The sequence below is a fragment of the Nitrosospira sp. NpAV genome (assembly GCF_000832065.1).
Classification (GTDB): Bacteria; Pseudomonadota; Gammaproteobacteria; order Burkholderiales; family Nitrosomonadaceae; genus Nitrosospira.
This window is the reverse complement of sequence record NZ_JXQM01000022.1, coordinates 1-16,666: the sequence shown is the minus strand read 5'-3', so window position 1 is coordinate 16,666 and position 16,666 is coordinate 1. Positions and strand designations below refer to the sequence as shown.

The following is a 16,666-nucleotide window of genomic DNA, read 5'->3' as shown; positions in this document are numbered from 1 at the left end:
TAACGTGTCACGATCTCGCTCATGGGCGAACGCCGTGATCTGAGAACTTAGCCATGCTCAAATTCATAAGCCCCTACATGTTACAGCCGGAACCATTAGGTAGCTTTAACACCGCACAATCCGATGTGTTGAGGATCGAGCCCGTTCGCCTGCTCTATGCCAACTTACCGACCTCGATCGGCGCAAATCTGGTGCTTGCACTGATTCTAGTCTATGTACAGAGATCCATGATAGATCCCATCGTGCTGTTCGGCTGGCTTGTATCGATCAGCATAGTCTCGTTGTGGAGAACGGTTCTAATGGTACGTTGGCAACGCAACAGCCAATGCGATATAACTTCCATATTGTTTTGGAGGCACCGTTTTCGGGGAGGCGTCATCGCCAGCGCACTGGTCTGGGGCGTCGGCGGGATTCTCTTATTCCCGGAAGGAAATATACCCCACCAGGCATTTCTTTGTTTTGTCTTGTCTGGCTTAACCGCCGGGGGCATCACATCGCTGTCTGTGGACAAAGTATCGGTATTTAGCTTCTTATCGCTGATTTTGATACCGCTGATCGTGCGTTTCGGGATTGAAGGCAGCGAGATCTCCCTATCCATGGGCATGATGACTACGCTTTTTTTAATTGTTGTTTCGCAAAACGCGTCACGAGTGGGGCGTACTCTCCACGAGAACATCAGACTGCGTATCGAGGCATCAGCGCGTGAAGAGGCATTGCAAGAGGGCAAAGTGCGCTTGCAGCAACTGAACCAGAATCTCGAATGGCTTGTCGCCGAACGTACAAGTGCGCTGGGAGAAAGCGAAGCGCGCTTTCGATTTCTATTCGAGCAGGCGGCTGTGGGCGTCGCGCAAATCGATACCGTAACCGGCCACTTCGTGCGCGTCAATCAGAAGTATGCCGACATTGTTGGCTATACACCGGAAGAGATGCTCTCGCTCGATTTCCAGTCCCTTATCCATCCCGATGATCTCAATGCCACCGTGGGCAATATGGAGCACCTCAAGGCCGGAGAAATACGCGAATTCGAGATGGAGGAGCGGCTGTTCCGCAAGGATGATGTGGCAATCTGGGTGAAACTTACCGTTTCGCCCATGTGGATACGGGGTACAAGACCCGATTATCACATTGCGGTAATACAGGACATTACCGGACACAAGCAGGCGGAAGACCAAATCCACCAGCTTGCTTTCTATGATCCGCTTACCGGGCTACCCAACCGGCGCTTGTTTCTAGACCGTTTACAACAGGCGCAGCTTCATAGCACCCGTAACAAGACCAATTGTGCGATCCTGTTCATCGATCTGGATAACTTCAAGACACTTAACGATACCCGAGGCCATGATATCGGTGATTTGCTTTTGATTGAGGTTGCCAGACGTCTCCGGCGGAGTGTGCGTAGCAGCGATACCGTAGCCCGCCTAGGTGGCGACGAATTTGTCGTAATCATCGAAGGACTCAGCGAAGATGCCGTGCCGGCGGCGGCTCAGGCCAAAGATATCGGCGAAAAATTTCTGGCTTCCATCACCCAGCCTTTCAAGCTTCAGGGGTTTGAATACCACGGCTCTTCCAGCATCGGTATCCGCTTGTTTCATGATGGCGAGACCAGCATAGATGATTTGCTCAAACATGCCGATACTGCAATGTATCAGGCTAAGACAGCAGGTCGCAACGCGCTAAGTTTCTTCGATCCTTCCATGCAGATCGCGTTGGAGATGCGGACGGCCATGGCGGTTGAACTGCGTCAGGCAATCGCGCGTCAACAGTTCAGGCTCCTCTATCAGAAACAAGTCAATGCAGACGGCACTGTAGTCGGCGCCGAGGTCCTGCTGCGCTGGCAACATCCCGAACGGGGGATGATTTCGCCGATGGTTTTCATTCCGATCGCCGAGGAGACAGGACTTATTGTGCCGCTCGGAAAGTGGGTGTTGCAGATGGCTTGTATGCAACTCAAGCAATGGGAACATGATCCAGGTACCCGCAACTTCCAGCTTGCCGTCAACATCAGCGCACGTCAGTTCCGTCAATCGGATTTTGTCGAGGAGGTACTTGAGGTATTGGAAAAATCGGGAGCCGATCCGCTCAAGCTCAAGCTTGAGCTTACGGAAAGTCTGGTGTTGCAAGACATTGCCCATAGCATCGAAAAAATGGAGATATTGTGCGGCGCCGGCATACGCTTCTCGTTGGATGACTTCGGCACCGGGCATTCCTCATTGACCTATCTTAAACGCCTGCCGCTAGAGCAGATTAAAATTGACCAGAGTTTTGTGAACGATATAGCGACTGACCCGAGCGATAAGGTAATCGTCCGCACCATTATTGTGATGAGCAATAGTCTTGGGATGGAAGTCATTGCCGAAGGTGTGGAAACAGAAGATCAGCGTGATTTCCTTGCTCGGAACGGTTGTTATACCTATCAGGGCTATTTGTTTGGAAGACCCATGCCAATTGAGGATTTTCAGAAACTCGTGCCCCGCCTCCAGGAATAAAATTAACCTTCATTTGCGTCCACGACACGAGTTCCGCAAACCGGTTTCTTGAACCCCGTAGCGAAATATGAACCGGCCCGAGGCTTTACATTCGACCTTTGGAGTCTATTTCATCTCCTTTGAGTCCCACAGGCTGCTAGATCTCAACCCGTGCTCCCAGTTCGAGAACCCGGTTAGCGGGTAGCTTAAGGTACTCAGCCGCGTTGCTGGCATTGCGGATCATCGCTGCAAAAAGCCGTTCCCGCCACAAAGCCATGCCGGCACCGGAACTCGGTACGACAATCTGGCGGCTAAGAAAGTAGGATGTTTGTAGCGGCTCGAATACAAGTCCATGTGCCTGGCACAATTCAAGTGCGTAGGGCAGATTGGGTTCGTCTTTGAAACCGTAACGGACAGTAATCTGGTAGCAGTTATTGTCTAATGGCTTTACGGATACTCGCTGGTCTTTAAGAACGCGAGGGGTTTCCAAAAGAGCCACCGTCAAAAATACCACCCGCTCATGCAAAACCTGGTTATGTGCAAGATTATGCAGTAGCGCATGAGGCACTCCATCTAAATCGGCGGTCAAAAAGATCGATGTACCGGCGACGCGCGTCGGGGGGTGCGCCATCAGCGATTCCAGAAACGGCTGGAGCGGAATAGCCGCCGAGCGCAAGTTCTCGAACAGGATTTGACGTCCGCGCTGCCAGGTAGCCATAATGGTAAAAATTATTACCCCGATTATCAGCGGAAACCACCCGCCCTGGGCAAGTTTCAGAGTGGTAGCCGCAAAAAATGTCATGTCGATGGCGATAAAAATGGTTGTCGCAAGAACGGCTAAAAACCAGGAGTATTTCCAGGCGTAGCGGAGTACGAAAAAAGTAAGCAGTGTCTCAATGACCATCGTGGCAGTCACGGCAAAACCATACGCGGATGCGAGACTGGAGGATGAACCAAAGCCCAGCACCGCCATGATCACCGCTGCAAGCAGTGTCCAATTGACGAAAGGAATATATATCTGACCGATCTTTCGATCCGAGGTATGTTTTATCTGCATGCGAGGCAGAAATCCAAGCTGGATGGCCTGCTTGGTCATGGAAAAAACGCCGGAGATAACGGCTTGCGATGCGATGACGGTAGCCACGGTCGCCAGTCCTACAGCCGGATAAAGCGCCCAGACGGGAAACAAAAGATAAAAAGGATTGGAAATCGCTAGCGGATTGGAGAGCAGCAGCGCTCCCTGCCCGAGATAATTCAAGGTTAGCGCTGGCAGCACACATCCATACCAGGCAAAGCGGATGGGTTTGGCGCCGAAGTGTCCCATATCCGCATAGAGTGCCTCTCCACCCGTAATCGCGAGTACCACGGCACCCAAGGCAACGAATGCCAGCCACCCATTGCTTAGGCAAAAGGCGATGGCATGAACCGGATTTAGCGCCGCCAATATCTGCGGCGCGGCGCTAATATTGGCGAGACCGGCAAGGGCGAGCGTACTGAACCATATCAGCGTGATCGGCCCGAACATGGCGCCGATTCCCCCGGTTCCCCGCTGCTGGATTACAAAAAGTGCGATCAGCACAGTCAACGTGATGGGTACCACGTACGGCTTGAGTAACGGGGTAGCCACTTCCAGCCCTTCCACGGCACTCAGCACAGAAATGGCCGGTGTAATAACCCCATCGCCATAAAACAGCGCCGCACCAAAGCCACCGATGAGAAACAGCATATTGCGCAGTCGCGGATGATTTGCGACCGAAGAACTGGCGAGCGACAGCAACGCCATGATGCCGCCCTCCCCCTTGTTGTCCGCGCGCAGGATCAACGTTATGTATTTGAGCGACACTACAATCATGATCGCCCAGAAAATAAGCGAGATTATGCCGATTATATTGTCCTCGCTGACAGCAAGCCCGTAGATGGGATCGAAAACCGTCTTCATGACGTATAAAGGACTCGTACCGATGTCGCCGTAGACCACGCCCAGTGCGGCCAGGCTTAGAACGCCCAGAGGGTGGTGGCCGGCTGTTGTTTTCATCCCGGTATTTTCGCCGGTCATGATCCCGAATCCCGTAGGGGTGGTGAACTCACCAACAAGGTGAAGTTAAGTTGCGGCGGAAAGTCGTTATGGATCATGTGGTGCGATGCTGAGAAAGTCGAGAGAATGAGTGGCCAACCGGCAGGGACAAATTTAGAACGCCATGGGACACGGGCTTCGTCCGGTATGACGTTTGTATTTCCTGCCCGCGGGATCAAGAAGGTGGATGCATTGAAGCCGGCACATAGGAGGCTAAAAGATTTCAGCAGTGAACCGCATACAGTACGGCGGTCCTCTTTACTTCAACCCAGGTAATCCATCAGGACGCGAGATGAAGGCGAGGCAGTTTTGCCACAAACCAACCGCCCGCATTTGGGTAGGCTCAGAGAGCGACCTAATGGATTATCTGGGTTCAATATGAAATGGACAAGTGTTATAAATTTGAAGACCCTTTCATTGGGTAGCGTACTGAATGGCTTATTGCTGTGTGTCTGCGGCAATGAATGGTCGATGATCGCCCCAGTTGTGCGAGATTACGTTCTTATTGTACACGACCTGTATGTTGACGACACAAAGCACTCATCTCGTCACGATTCAGAAAATATCCGACAGGATCGACCTGCATAAGAAGATGTTCTTATAGCTGATGACTACATACCCTCTCTCTGTGTGTGTGGCTTACCGTACCGACCATGATTATTCCTCACCTTTATCCTTTTAACCAAATCCGCCGGGAGCAAGCTTACTCAAAAGGTGAAGGCCGAGTAAGCGCAAAGAATCTCTGTCGATCATAACGCCACCTATGAGCGGTCAACCGCCGGATTCAAGCTTAATTCACCGTAGCGCCTGGGAACCGTCCATCGCGATTTGAATCGGAAAATTGCATGTCTCCAGAAAGACCACTTGTCCTCATCACCGGTTCAGAAGGCCGGATCGGCAAGGGAATCGCGGCCGCACTGGGTGATGACTATGCGATTGTCGGTTTCGAGCAGGAATGCATCAATAATGATACTTGCATTAGTGCAGATATCTCGTCAGATGAAGCAATGTCCCGTGCATGCGAGCAATTGCGGCAGCGCTACGGACAAAGAATTGCATCCGTCATTCATCTGGCCGCCTTTTATGATTTCTCCGATGAACCCAATCCTTTGTACGATAAAGTCAACGTTCAGGGAACACAGCGCCTGCTGAAGGCCCTGCAAGCGTTCGAGGTCGGGCAATTCATCTACGCAAGCACCATGCTGGTGCACGCGCCTACCAAGCCGGGTTTGCCCATCAACGAGGAAGGACCGCTTGAACCCAAGTGGCCTTATCCGCAATCGAAGGTGGCTGCGGAAAATGAGGTCCGTCTACACCACGGACGCATACCGATGGTGATATTTCGACTGGCCGGAGTCTATACCGATTGGGGTGAAGTGCCATCGCTGGCCAACCAGCTCCAGCGGATTTATGAGCGACAAATGCAGAGCCATGTATTCCCCGGCAACATATCGCACGGACAATCATTCGTGCATCTGGATGACGTGGCACGCGCGTTTCTCCAAGCAATCGAGCGGCGTGCAGGTTTGCCTGACGAAGTCACGATGCTAATTGGCGACCCGATCACCGAAAGCTATGAAGAGCTACAGAATTTGATGGGGCAACTGATTCATGGTGAAGCCTGGAGTACGCACCAGGTTCCAAAGACAGTTGCGATTGCCGGCGCATGGTTGCAGAACAGAATGGAAGATGTCGTCCCCGATGCCATTGATCGCGGCATTGAGCCCTTCGTCAAACCATTCATGGTGGCCTTGTCGGACGACCATTTCGAACTGGACATTTCACGCGCCAGGAAACTGTTGAATTGGCGACCCAGGCATACGCTGCGAGAAACACTGCCAAAAATTGTCGGTCACCTAAAAAATAGCCCGGGAGCTTGGTATAGGCGCAACAAAATCCCTTTGCCGCGATGGCTTGAAGATATTGAGGATAGCCCTATTCCAAGTTCGACATTGATTGACGAAAACCGTAGACAGGAACATAGCGAACACATGCAAACCCTGTGGTGCCATTTTGCCAACGTCGCACTGGGCTTGTGGCTGGCGTCGAGTCCGTTCATCTTAGGGTTTGCGGAATCCTGGATGGTACCCACGGAACTCACTACACCCACACAGCGCGGGCTGGCGCTATCCTCCACCTGGATGACAGCAAGTGATGTCGCCACGGGCTTGCTGATCATCATTTTCGGCTTGCTATCATTAGCACGCGATTATGGCTGGGCTCGCTGGATCACAGCGCTTCTAGGCGTCTGGCTGTTGTTCGCCCCGCTCATTTTCTGGACTTCGGGCGCGGCAGCATATGCGAATGACACCTTGATTGGGATGCTCGTCATTCTTTTTGCGGTGGGCATACCGCCAGCGCCTGGCGTCAGCCCGATCGCCCGGATGACAGGGCCGGATGCCCCGCCAGGCTGGAATGGCAACCCATCCACAATGATTCAACGAATTGCCGTCGTGGCGCTCGCATTTGTGGGCCTGTTTCTTTCACGTTATATGGCTGCATTCCAGTTGGGCCATATTGAGAATGCCTGGGATCCGTTCTTTGACGATGGAACCGTGCGCATTGTTACTTCCGAAGTATCAGAAGCATGGCCGGTGGCGGATGCAGGCCTGGGCGCTATGGTCTATGTACTGGAAATCGTCACGGGTATCATTGGCGACAAACGGCGCTGGCGCACCATGCCATGGATGGTACTGTTCTTCGGTATATTGATTGTGCCGCTGGGTGTGGTCAGTATTTACTTCATCATTATCCAACCCATCGTCATCGGCACCTGGTGTACGGCATGCCTGATTGCGTCGTTAGCCATGCTGCTGCAGATTCCCTACTCGCTCGATGAGATCCTGGCAACGCTACAGTTCATGCAAGATCGGCGGCAAAAGGGGAAATCAGTATGGCATGTATTGTGGCACGGAGATGCTATGGAAAATGGCGGCACCGATGAATCAGCCGGCTTTGACGCGCCGCCCATGACCGTGCTGCGTGAAATAATGCGCAGCGGTGTTATCTTTATGTGGACTATGTGGGTCAGTGTTGTTATTGGCATTGCACTGATGTTCACGCGCGTAATTTTCGATACCGAAGGCGCGGCCGCCGACAGCGATCATGTGACCGGTGCGCTGGTGGTTACCTTCTCGATTATAGCGATGGGCGAGGTGGCGCAGCCGCTGCGCTTTGTCAACATTTTATTCGGCGCATGGCTGATTGCGGCACCCTGGTTATTGACAGGATATTCCGGCCTGGCGGGAGCAGCGAGCGTTGTTGCCGGCGTATTATTGATCCTGCTCGCATTGCCGCTCGGCCCAATCCGCAACCATTACGGCGCATGGGATCGTTGGATGTCGATCAGTCTGGTGAAGAAACGGTGAAAGGGATGCACCAGTGCACAGCGTGAAAGCCACTGCGAACAAAACTACAACATATCCGGAGAAATGCTGGTGTGCAAGACCACTTCGGCCACATCTCCCTTCTTCTTGTTGCTAAACCACCATACTGCACCTTTCCGGATGTTATACGCCACAGGCTCGCCTGACATAAGGAAGGCCGCGACTTCTCCGAGAGTAGGCTGATGGCCCACTACCACTACCGCGCCTTTGGCATCTGGCCAACCTGCGGCGGCAAGAATGGCTTTCGCGGAGACACCCGGCCCAATTGTCCTGACGGTTTCGAAGTTGTCGTCAAGCGCAGCCGCAGTCTGCTGGGTACGCTTGGTAGGACTGACTATGATACGGGTATTCTTCGGTAACTTTGACTTAAGCCATTCAGCCATAACGCGCGCTTGTTTTGATCCCTTGTCCGTGAGTTCCCGCGCGCTATCGGGTATACCCTCTTCCGCTTCGGCGTGACGCCATAGAATGAGCTCCATATCTGCTCTCCTTATAAAATCATCCTGAATCCGATAGTTTATCGGGGTGAAGTGCGCGGTGTTTAGGGTGGGACAAGGTACCAAGAAACGGAATAATCGCTCTATTCCAGGGCATTGTGAACAACGCAACCATGTGCCATCAAAACTTTGCCATTCGCGCTGTAACGGCCCCACCCAAAGGTGAGCACTAAATAATGCGGAATATTATTATTAATCATAACACTGATCCATTAAATGGCGGTCAACGGATTTAAGATCATGTGGCTTCTAAGTGCCAAATCGGAACCGCTCGCGCATTCGCATGCAAGGATTGACTGCGCTATAGGGAATAATGCTTGGATTTGCTCGGGTGGAGTGCCACGTAAAATCGTCTTGGCAACGAATGAGCCCGCTCTAAAGGAGACTTGCCAATATTGAGTGCCGGTTGGGAACCCTGACAGCTGGATTCATTGTGAATGACAGGAAATAATGCTTCCGGAAATGGCGGGCATCCGCCCGCCGTCCGCTGGAATTAAGACTTCAACGCTGAAAGCGGGGCGCCGAAGTTGATGTGGAAAGGTGCGCCGTTGATGACGATTGCGGGCACTGACTTCACGCCAGCCGCTTCAGCAGCTGCAATGCGATCCGCGTGCTCACCGAGATGCACAAGTTCCACATCGTAGCGGGCGGGATCCAAGGCGTCAGCAATCTGACGCTCGGCCTCGACACATACAGGACAACCAGCATGATAAAAGGTAGCGGGTGTTTTCATAGTCGATATCTCCAAATAGTTAGATGTCAGTGGGGACTACCCACGTTCGCAAGAACGAGTTAAGCTGCAACCGTGCGACACAACGATTATAACCGAAGACCCCCGGGGGATCAAAGATAGGGGACTGTGGGCTTCTATTGATTGTGTATTTTGCATTTTAGTCCCCGCGAATGACAGTTATCTTACTATGTGCCATTATTTTGTCTCACCCTTTTAGCGCCAAGGCCAACGCATACAGCGTATTTTTACTTTCGCCGGTTATCGCCGCAGCGAGTTTGACAGCCTGTTTCAGCGGCAGATCTTCCAGGAGAAGCGTCAGTGTACGTCGTGCCCAGTCGCTGACCTCCCCTTTATCTTCTTCAGCGCCAGAGAGTAACAGCACGAACTCGCCCTTCTGACGGTTAGGCTCGGCTTGCAGCCACGCGCAGGCATCGCGCAAGACACAGCTGTGGAAAGTCTCGAACACTTTGGTCAATTCTCTGGCAATGGTGATTTGGCGATGCATGCCCAGCACGTCGGCCAGATCGGCCACGCACTCAACTATGCGATGGGGGGCTTCGTAAAATACCAGCGTGCTCGGCTGCGATTTCAAGGCCTCCAGTTCGCGTTTGCGATGCCCCGAACTAGCAGGGAGAAACCCATAAAATAAAAAATGAGGCGTATCGATCCCTGAGGCGGACAAGGCACAAATTGCCGCATTGGCCCCCGGAATCGGAATAACCTTATGACCCTGATCCCGCACCAGCCTCACTAGGGCTCCACCGGGGTCGGAAATTCCCGGCGTTCCGGCATCGGTGACGAGAGCGATGGATTTTCCCTGCGCGAGCAAATTTATGACCTTTGTCGCCATAGCGCGCTCGTTGTGCTGATGCAATGCCATTATCTTCTTGGCGATCGAATAATGCGTCAACAGGGGCGCAGTCGTACGGGTATCCTCGGCAGCGATGATATCCACCGCAGAGAGTACGTCCAACGCCCGCAAACTAATGTCGCGCAGGTTTCCTATGGGGGTGGCAACGATATAGAGTGTGCCGCCGGATATTGTATTGATGGGATTCATGCTAGTTGGATTGTCTTCATGAATGGGCGTGCTATAAGGCAACTTGCCAGCTTTTTAATTGAACGGAATTGATTTTACGACAGGTATGCGTACGCGGACGAGATAAACGCCATGAACTTTTCTGGAATGAACAGCAGGTCTCGGTTACTGCCTCTGAGTTCCCGGGTACCGGTGATCCAAGAAATTAGCGATAAAGCGCCATGATCGAATTGTGGGGCATTGTGAAATATAATATTGGTTATCGCGGAGGGTTATGGCGAAAGCCCTTAATGTTCTCAGTCTATGCTATCGTACTACCTTATATTTACATTATGCGAAGCTGCAAGAGCCAAGAGGGCGATACGCTTATCACCTTGATGAGCCGGGATTATGCGGGCATGTGGATATGAAGGGCGGCGAAGCCGAACGGTGCGCTGAGACATTTCTCTTGCATCAGCGCCTTAGATTACTTGAGCGGAATTACCGGTGCCGCTTTGGTGAGATTGATCTCATCATGAGAGATGGGGAAGTGCTGGTTTTTGTCGAAGTACGGTTGCGTACGAGTTTAGTTTTTGGTGGGGCGGCGGCTAGCATTACGTCGCTCAAACAGGCGAAGCTGTTACGTACAGCGCAACATTATCTTGCCGGCTTAAAGGCGGTACCTCCTTGTCGTTTTGATGCGGTGTTGCTGTCGGGCTCCAACGGTGGAAAGATAGAGTGGATAAAAAATGCCTTTGATGAGTAACTTTATTATCGGGTCGGGGACATTACCATCCTGGTACTTTTTTCGGTAACCCTCGATAGACCGCTTGATGCGGCTGGAGAATATGGCAGATGTTTTTTACATAGGAGAGTATTGATGAGAAGTTTGGGTGGAGGATGGCTGTTTTTGCTGGCGTTGCTGTTTCCGTTTCTGCCCGGGTGTGCCGCGTTGATCGCGGCCGGTGTGGTATCCGGTGTTGGAACAGGTGTAGCAGTATCTCAGGATCGGCGTACTGGAGGTATTTTTGTCGAAGACGAGGGCATCGAAATAAAAGGTGGGCGGCGCATCAGTGAGAAATTTGGGAGTAATGTTCACGTGAATGTGACAAGCTTTAATCGCAACGTGCTGCTCACGGGAGAAGTTCCGTCTGAAAATATAAAAAAGGAAATTGGAGATCTGGTCACGGGTGTCGAAAATGTACGCAACGTGACTAACGAAATAGCCGTAGCCGGGATAAGCTCATTCATGTCTCGCAGTAATGATGCATTGATTACGTCTAAAGTTAAAGGACGCTTTATCGACGCCGGGAAATTCCAGGTTAATCATGTAAAAGTCGTTACGGAAAACGGTGTCGTGTTCCTTCTGGGCATGGTAAGCCGCAAGGAGGCCGAGAGCGCGGTGGAAGTTGCGAGTTCGACCAGTGGCGTAAAAAAGGTGGTGAAAGTTTTTGAATACCAAGGTTGACCCCGCTATTTTTATCATTAAATCGTTGGCTACCGGCGGCGCCGTTTAGCTGTTTTCTAAGAATGCTTCCCGTTGACTTCATTGTTCAGCTCCGGAATCTTCTGCCATCCGATCGGCTGCTTACGGATCCGGTAGACTGTTATACCTACGCCTACGACAATAGCCGAAAGATATTTCCGCCTGCGGCGGTTGCTTTCCCGGTGACAGCAGAGGAAGTTCAAGCCATCGTAGCGCTTTGCAACGATCACTGCGTCCCCCTCACTCCACGCGGGCGCGGCACAGGTACGTCAGGAGGAAGCCTTCCCGAACAAGGTGGGGTGGCATTGTCGCTGGAACGCATGCTGCGTGTTATTTCGGTGGATCCGGCAAATCGGGTGATTGTCGCCGAGCCGGGCGTTCTCAATCAATCAATACAGGAGGCGGCTAAGCCCCATGGTTTTTTTTGGCCTCCCGATCCGTCCAGTGCCGCCTATTCGAGCATAGGCGGGAATCTTGCTACCTCCGCAGGGGGTCCCCATGCGGTGAAGTATGGAACGACTCGGGACCATGTGCTGGGGCTGAGGGCGGTGACGGGAGCGGGGAAATTTATTAAAACCGGATGCTATACCACTAAAGGTGTCGTAGGCTACGATTTAACGCGGCTTCTGGTCGGTTCCGAGGGCACGCTGGCTGTCATCACGGAGGCGACTCTCAAACTTACCCCGCTTCCTCAGGCCCGTAGCGGGCTTACCGCGCATTATCGCGATGCCAGAAGCTGCGCTTCAGCCATCGTCAGGATTATGGCACTTCCCGAAACCCCTAGTGCGCTGGAGTTCCTGGATGCAGGCGCGCTTAATCTAATACGCGGACGCTTTCCCGACATGGTACCTGCGGATACCGGTGCCATGCTGATGATTGAGGTAGATGGACCTTCTCGTTATATTTCGGCATTAAGCGCGTCCATCCGCGAAGCCTGCCGCAATACGGGACTGATTCTTGTGGAGGAAGTTGCGGACGCCGCTACTTTGTGGTTGGCGCGTAAGACGCTATCCCCGCTGTTGCGCGATATTGCACCAAAGAAAATTAATGAAGATATTGTAGTTCCCGTTTCGGCATTACCGGAATTTCTGGAAGAGCTGGCGCAGTTAACCAGCAGGTACGGAATTGCCAACGTCAATTTTGGTCATGCCGGCAACGGCAATATCCATGTCAATCTGCTGGTAAATCCTGACGCAGGGGATGAAATGAGCCGGGCGGAAAAATGTCTGAATGAGATGTTCGATCTGGTAATCAGGCTCAATGGCACATTATCGGGCGAGCATGGAGTGGGTAGCGAAAAACGCGCATATGTGAGCAAGGAGATCGACTCGACAACACTGGTACTGATGAAAGATATCAAGCGGGTATTTGATCCACGCAATATTCTTAACCCGGGAAAATTATTTCCCGGGTAAAGACGTATCACATATCACTCTGGAACAATGCAAATAAGCGCTTTGAACCTGCGTCTCCCGCATAACGCAGGCACGCTACGCGGACGTTCTCAATAGTTCCGTGATGTCATGGGCAAAAACATCGCGGCCCGCGCCGTTACTCACGTACAACCTGAGTTTTCCTTTCGGATCAAAAATATAGGTCCCGGAAGAATGATCCATGGTGTGGTGATCCGGTTGATCTCCCATCTGTTTCTGATAAACAACCTTAAATTCGCCGGCGATATCTTTGGTTGTTTGCGGATCGCCATGAAGTCCCAGGAATGCCGGACTGAATGCCGATAAATATTGCGCCAACCGCTCTGGGGTATCGCGTTCCGGATCAACGGTAACGAATAACACCTGCACACGCGCCGCGTCTTTACCCAACTTCTGCAGGGCGGCGGCAATTTCTCCCATGGTGGCGGGACATATGTCGGGACAGTGTGTATATCCAAAAAAGAGAACTACCGCTTTACCCTTGAAATCAGCGAGAGTTCTGGATGTACCCTTATGGTCGGCGAGTTTGAAATCCCTACCGAATTCGGCCCCTGTGACATCCGTTGCCAGGAAAGTTGGCTTTGCGGTATTCCCGCAAGCGGCCATCGCAAGGACCGCCGACCATATTATGATCGCATAGAAGGTACGAGACCTCATGCAAATAGTTTCAGAATCGGATGTAATGATCTACCAGCAACACGGCGAACAATGCCGTCAGATAAAGTATCGAGTAGCGAAAGGTTCTCCGCGCAAGCTGATCGCTATAGTCAAGATAGATCTTTACCGCATAGTATAGAAATACCGCATCCAATACTCCTGCGCCGATTAGATAGATGAGTCCGCTCATTTGCGTGGCGTAGGGCATGAGCGTCACGCCAATCAGTATCAGCGTGTACAAGAGAACATGCAGGCGCGTAAATTTGTCGCCATGGGTTACCGGCAACATCGGCATTCCTACTTTGGCGTATTCCAGCTTGCGGTAAAGCGCCAGCGCCCAGAAATGGGGAGGTGTCCATGCGAAGATGATGAGAAACAGGAGCAGCGCATCGGCAGTCACTTCACCCGTCACCGCCGCCCAACCCAGCACAGGCGGCATCGCACCGGAAGCACCGCCAATGACGATATTCTGCGGTGTCATTGGTTTCAATATGACGGTATAGATGATGGCGTAACCGACAAATGTGCCAAGTGTAAGCCACATGGTCAAGGGATTTACCAGTTCATGAAGAATCAGCAATCCCGCCCCGCCGACGAGTGCCAGAAAAAATAAGGTTTCCGGAGAAGTTACCTTTCCCCGCGGTAACGGCCTGGCACGTGTGCGTGCCATGACGGCATCGAGCTTTTGTTCCACCAGGCAGTTTACCGCCGCCGCCGCACCTGCCACGAGCGCAATTCCCAGCGTACCGAATATCAGCGCGTTTAATGGAACCGCGCCAGGGACCGAGAGAAACATGCCGATGAACGCGGTAAAAACGATGAGTGACACGACCCTCGGTTTGGTTAGCCGGTAAAATTCCTGCAGACGCGAAGCGGTTTGTTGCCAAGCCAGTGTAGTAGCCATAATTGTTATCTCCTAATTCATCTGTCGCAGGTACATCCGCCTGCTCTATCTGACGAAAACCAAATTACTTGCGGTTGTAATCTATTGCTCAATGCGTTACCTCCCGGATGGAGCTGAAGCCTTGGTATGCCTTAATGCTTTGAATCCGTCCCCATCGCGTGTTCCAGTTGAGACACCTTGAGCAGCCGTTTGATATCTTTAGCCATGAGTGCAGGATCCGGATTTTTGGGAAAACGCATCATCAAATTTCCAATGGGATCTATGAGGTATATGTGATCATGCCGCGATGCTTTCGCCGGAATTTGGGTGAGTATTTCGCTATTTTTCGCATTAACCAACCATGTGCCTTCAAATTCGCTCGCAATTTCAGGCGCCGGTATTTCCGGATCGTCTATTAACCATACCCGCTCTATGCGGTTTTTTTCGGTATTCTGGATCAGTCGGACCTGGCGCATGTAGTAGAGTTTTTTCCGGCAATACTCATCGCATTTTCCTGAATCTACTGATATCAGCGCCCATTTCCCGCGTAGGTCACGCATGCGGAAAATGGTATTGTTGGATTGATTCAAACCATCCCCCGCCAGGGGTTTTACTTCGAGCAATTCACCATAGTTAATGCTCTCAGGTTTCACCTCCCAAAAGTAAAGCGTATAAGAAGCAATAATCGGCGCAGCCATCAGTATCACCAACAAGATCAGCGTACGCCTATTTGTTCTATTTGCTTTCGGAGCGCTCTCGTTTGACACTTAACACCAAATAAATAATCGATACGGCGAATGCCATCGCGAACCATTGAAACGCATAACCGAGGTTCCTGCTCGCACCCGAGTCCGGCCGGGTCCACTGACGCGCTAGGCCGTCCTTTATATCATCCTGCTGCAATATCATCACGGGCTGCAGTGTTAACCCCGTGACTGTGCGGTAGCGTTCCAGATCGAGATTTTCCCATACCTGGCCGGATACCAATTCATCGGAAAGCTCAAGCGTTTTCTGTGTTGCGGATGCTGCTACCCCTGAAACCGCTACCGGACCCTCAGGTGTGGATACCTGCGGTAACTTGCTACGGTCGCGGTCCGCGGCTACCCAGCCACGATTTACCAGAACATGCATGGAACTTGCGCCGATCCTCAGGGGGGTAATAATGTGGTAACCTGCAACTCCCTGATATATCTTATTATCTAGGTAAATCGTATGTTCCGGTACATAAACGCCACTAGCCTCTATATGCCGGTATTGCATGTCCTCAAACTTGACAGGTACTGCAGGCAACGCTACTGCCGGTTGCCGGGAGCGCAAATCCAGCTGCTCCTGCCTTGATTCCTTTTCCCGAGCTCGGGAGAGTTGCCAGTTACCAAGTTGCAACATAATTACTATAACAACCATCGCAGTCACTGTTGACCATAATCGCGGCGTGAACCGCCAGCCTGAAATAGTCATTGGATAGTGTGTGGAACTCGGCTAAACTTGTTCCTGAATCCTACAACAACCGGAATTAGCCTTGAAAATCGTCGTCGCACTATTTCTGTTCTTCATACTCACCAGCTTGGCATCCGCTTTGTATTACCTGGTCAAGGACAAGGGACAGGGTACGCGCACTGTCAGGTCCCTGACCTTTCGCATTGGTTTGTCAATGTTCCTCTTTGCCTTGCTGATGACGGGTACTTATCTAGGCTTCATACCGCTGCAGTGATTCGCCGGACTTAAGGACGGCCGCAAAGCTCGATTCCTCAAGTCCGGACAGCTACCTTATATCAACCAGTAGACAAAGATAAACAGTCCCAGCCAGACCACGTCCACAAAGTGCCAGTACCAGGCGACCCCTTCAAAGCCAAAGTGATTCTCGGGCGTGAAGTGGCCCGCCATGACCCGAAACCATATCACCAGCAGCATGATGGAGCCCAGTGTCACATGGAAGCCGTGAAAACCGGTCAGCATGAAAAACGACGCACCATAGGCGCCGGTCGTCAGCTTGAGGTTGAGGTCGGAATAGGCATGTCCGTATTCATACGCCTG

General features: G+C 52.0%; 15 protein-coding genes. 6 read left to right on the top strand and 9 right to left on the bottom strand.

Annotated features, from left to right (window positions below):
- Nucleotides 1-53: 53 nt before the first annotated feature.
- Complete coding sequence (locus SQ11_RS13970; protein WP_052494279.1) at nucleotides 54-2,486, top strand: EAL domain-containing protein; 2,433 nt, start codon at nucleotides 54-56, stop codon at nucleotides 2,484-2,486.
- Between the two features lie 136 nt (nucleotides 2,487-2,622).
- On the opposite strand, the gene SQ11_RS13965 is transcribed toward SQ11_RS13970, so the two are convergent.
- Complete coding sequence (locus SQ11_RS13965; protein WP_041514815.1) at nucleotides 2,623-4,521, bottom strand: potassium transporter Kup; 1,899 nt, start codon at nucleotides 4,519-4,521, stop codon at nucleotides 2,623-2,625.
- A gap of 863 nt (nucleotides 4,522-5,384) precedes the next feature.
- On the opposite strand from SQ11_RS13965, the gene SQ11_RS13960 reads away from it, so the two are divergent.
- The gene (locus SQ11_RS13960; RefSeq protein WP_041514814.1) at nucleotides 5,385-7,907 is read left to right on the top strand and encodes an NAD-dependent epimerase/dehydratase family protein; all 2,523 of its coding nucleotides are present in this window, start codon (nucleotides 5,385-5,387) and stop codon (nucleotides 7,905-7,907) included.
- Nucleotides 7,908-7,951: 44 nt separating this feature from the next.
- Here the strand turns inward: SQ11_RS13960 and sixA are convergent, their stop codons facing one another.
- The 3 genes from sixA to rsmI form a co-directional block, all read right to left on the bottom strand.
- On the bottom strand, nucleotides 7,952-8,404 hold the full coding sequence (gene sixA / locus SQ11_RS13955; RefSeq protein WP_041514813.1) for a phosphohistidine phosphatase SixA: 453 nt from the start codon (nucleotides 8,402-8,404) through the stop codon (nucleotides 7,952-7,954).
- 511 nt (nucleotides 8,405-8,915) lie between these two features.
- Nucleotides 8,916-9,155: a thioredoxin gene (locus SQ11_RS13950; RefSeq protein WP_041514812.1), complete on the bottom strand. Its 240-nt coding sequence runs from the start codon at nucleotides 9,153-9,155 to the stop codon at nucleotides 8,916-8,918.
- 205 nt (nucleotides 9,156-9,360) lie between these two features.
- Nucleotides 9,361-10,215 (bottom strand): 16S rRNA (cytidine(1402)-2'-O)-methyltransferase, encoded by an 855-nt coding sequence (gene rsmI, locus SQ11_RS13945; RefSeq protein ID WP_041514811.1) that lies wholly within the window; start codon nucleotides 10,213-10,215, stop codon nucleotides 9,361-9,363.
- A 385-nt stretch (nucleotides 10,216-10,600) separates the two neighbouring features.
- On the opposite strand from rsmI, the gene SQ11_RS13935 reads away from it, so the two are divergent.
- From SQ11_RS13935 to SQ11_RS13925, 3 genes are all read left to right on the top strand, one after another.
- Nucleotides 10,601-10,939, top strand: a complete 339-nt coding sequence (locus SQ11_RS13935) for a YraN family protein (protein ID WP_041514809.1) — start codon at nucleotides 10,601-10,603, stop codon at nucleotides 10,937-10,939.
- 114 nt (nucleotides 10,940-11,053) lie between these two features.
- A complete protein-coding gene (locus SQ11_RS13930) occupies nucleotides 11,054-11,641 on the top strand; it encodes a BON domain-containing protein (RefSeq protein ID WP_041514808.1) in 588 nt (195 codons plus the stop codon).
- 62 nt (nucleotides 11,642-11,703) lie between these two features.
- Entirely contained in the window at nucleotides 11,704-13,074 is a 1,371-nt protein-coding gene (locus tag SQ11_RS13925) for an FAD-binding oxidoreductase (protein ID WP_041514807.1), read from the top strand.
- 75 nt (nucleotides 13,075-13,149) lie between these two features.
- Here SQ11_RS13925 and SQ11_RS13920 read toward each other — a convergent pair whose 3' ends face one another.
- From SQ11_RS13920 to SQ11_RS13905, 4 genes are all read right to left on the bottom strand, one after another.
- The gene (locus tag SQ11_RS13920; protein WP_041514806.1) at nucleotides 13,150-13,749 is read right to left on the bottom strand and encodes an SCO family protein; all 600 of its coding nucleotides are present in this window, start codon (nucleotides 13,747-13,749) and stop codon (nucleotides 13,150-13,152) included.
- Between the two features lie 10 nt (nucleotides 13,750-13,759).
- Nucleotides 13,760-14,653 (bottom strand): heme o synthase, encoded by an 894-nt coding sequence (gene cyoE / locus SQ11_RS13915; protein WP_041514805.1) that lies wholly within the window; start codon nucleotides 14,651-14,653, stop codon nucleotides 13,760-13,762.
- A 131-nt stretch (nucleotides 14,654-14,784) separates the two neighbouring features.
- Entirely contained in the window at nucleotides 14,785-15,330 is a 546-nt protein-coding gene (locus tag SQ11_RS13910) for a hypothetical protein (protein ID WP_232298017.1), read from the bottom strand.
- Nucleotides 15,331-15,367: 37 nt separating this feature from the next.
- Nucleotides 15,368-16,036, bottom strand: a complete 669-nt coding sequence (locus tag SQ11_RS13905) for an SURF1 family protein (protein ID WP_269746054.1) — start codon at nucleotides 16,034-16,036, stop codon at nucleotides 15,368-15,370.
- A 115-nt stretch (nucleotides 16,037-16,151) separates the two neighbouring features.
- Between SQ11_RS13905 and SQ11_RS13900 the strand changes: the two genes are divergently transcribed.
- Complete coding sequence (locus SQ11_RS13900) at nucleotides 16,152-16,343, top strand: twin transmembrane helix small protein (RefSeq protein WP_041514802.1); 192 nt, start codon at nucleotides 16,152-16,154, stop codon at nucleotides 16,341-16,343.
- Between the two features lie 56 nt (nucleotides 16,344-16,399).
- Here the strand turns inward: SQ11_RS13900 and SQ11_RS13895 are convergent.
- On the bottom strand, nucleotides 16,400-16,666 hold a 267-nt coding region (locus SQ11_RS13895; RefSeq protein ID WP_041514801.1), incomplete at its 5' end, for a cytochrome c oxidase subunit 3.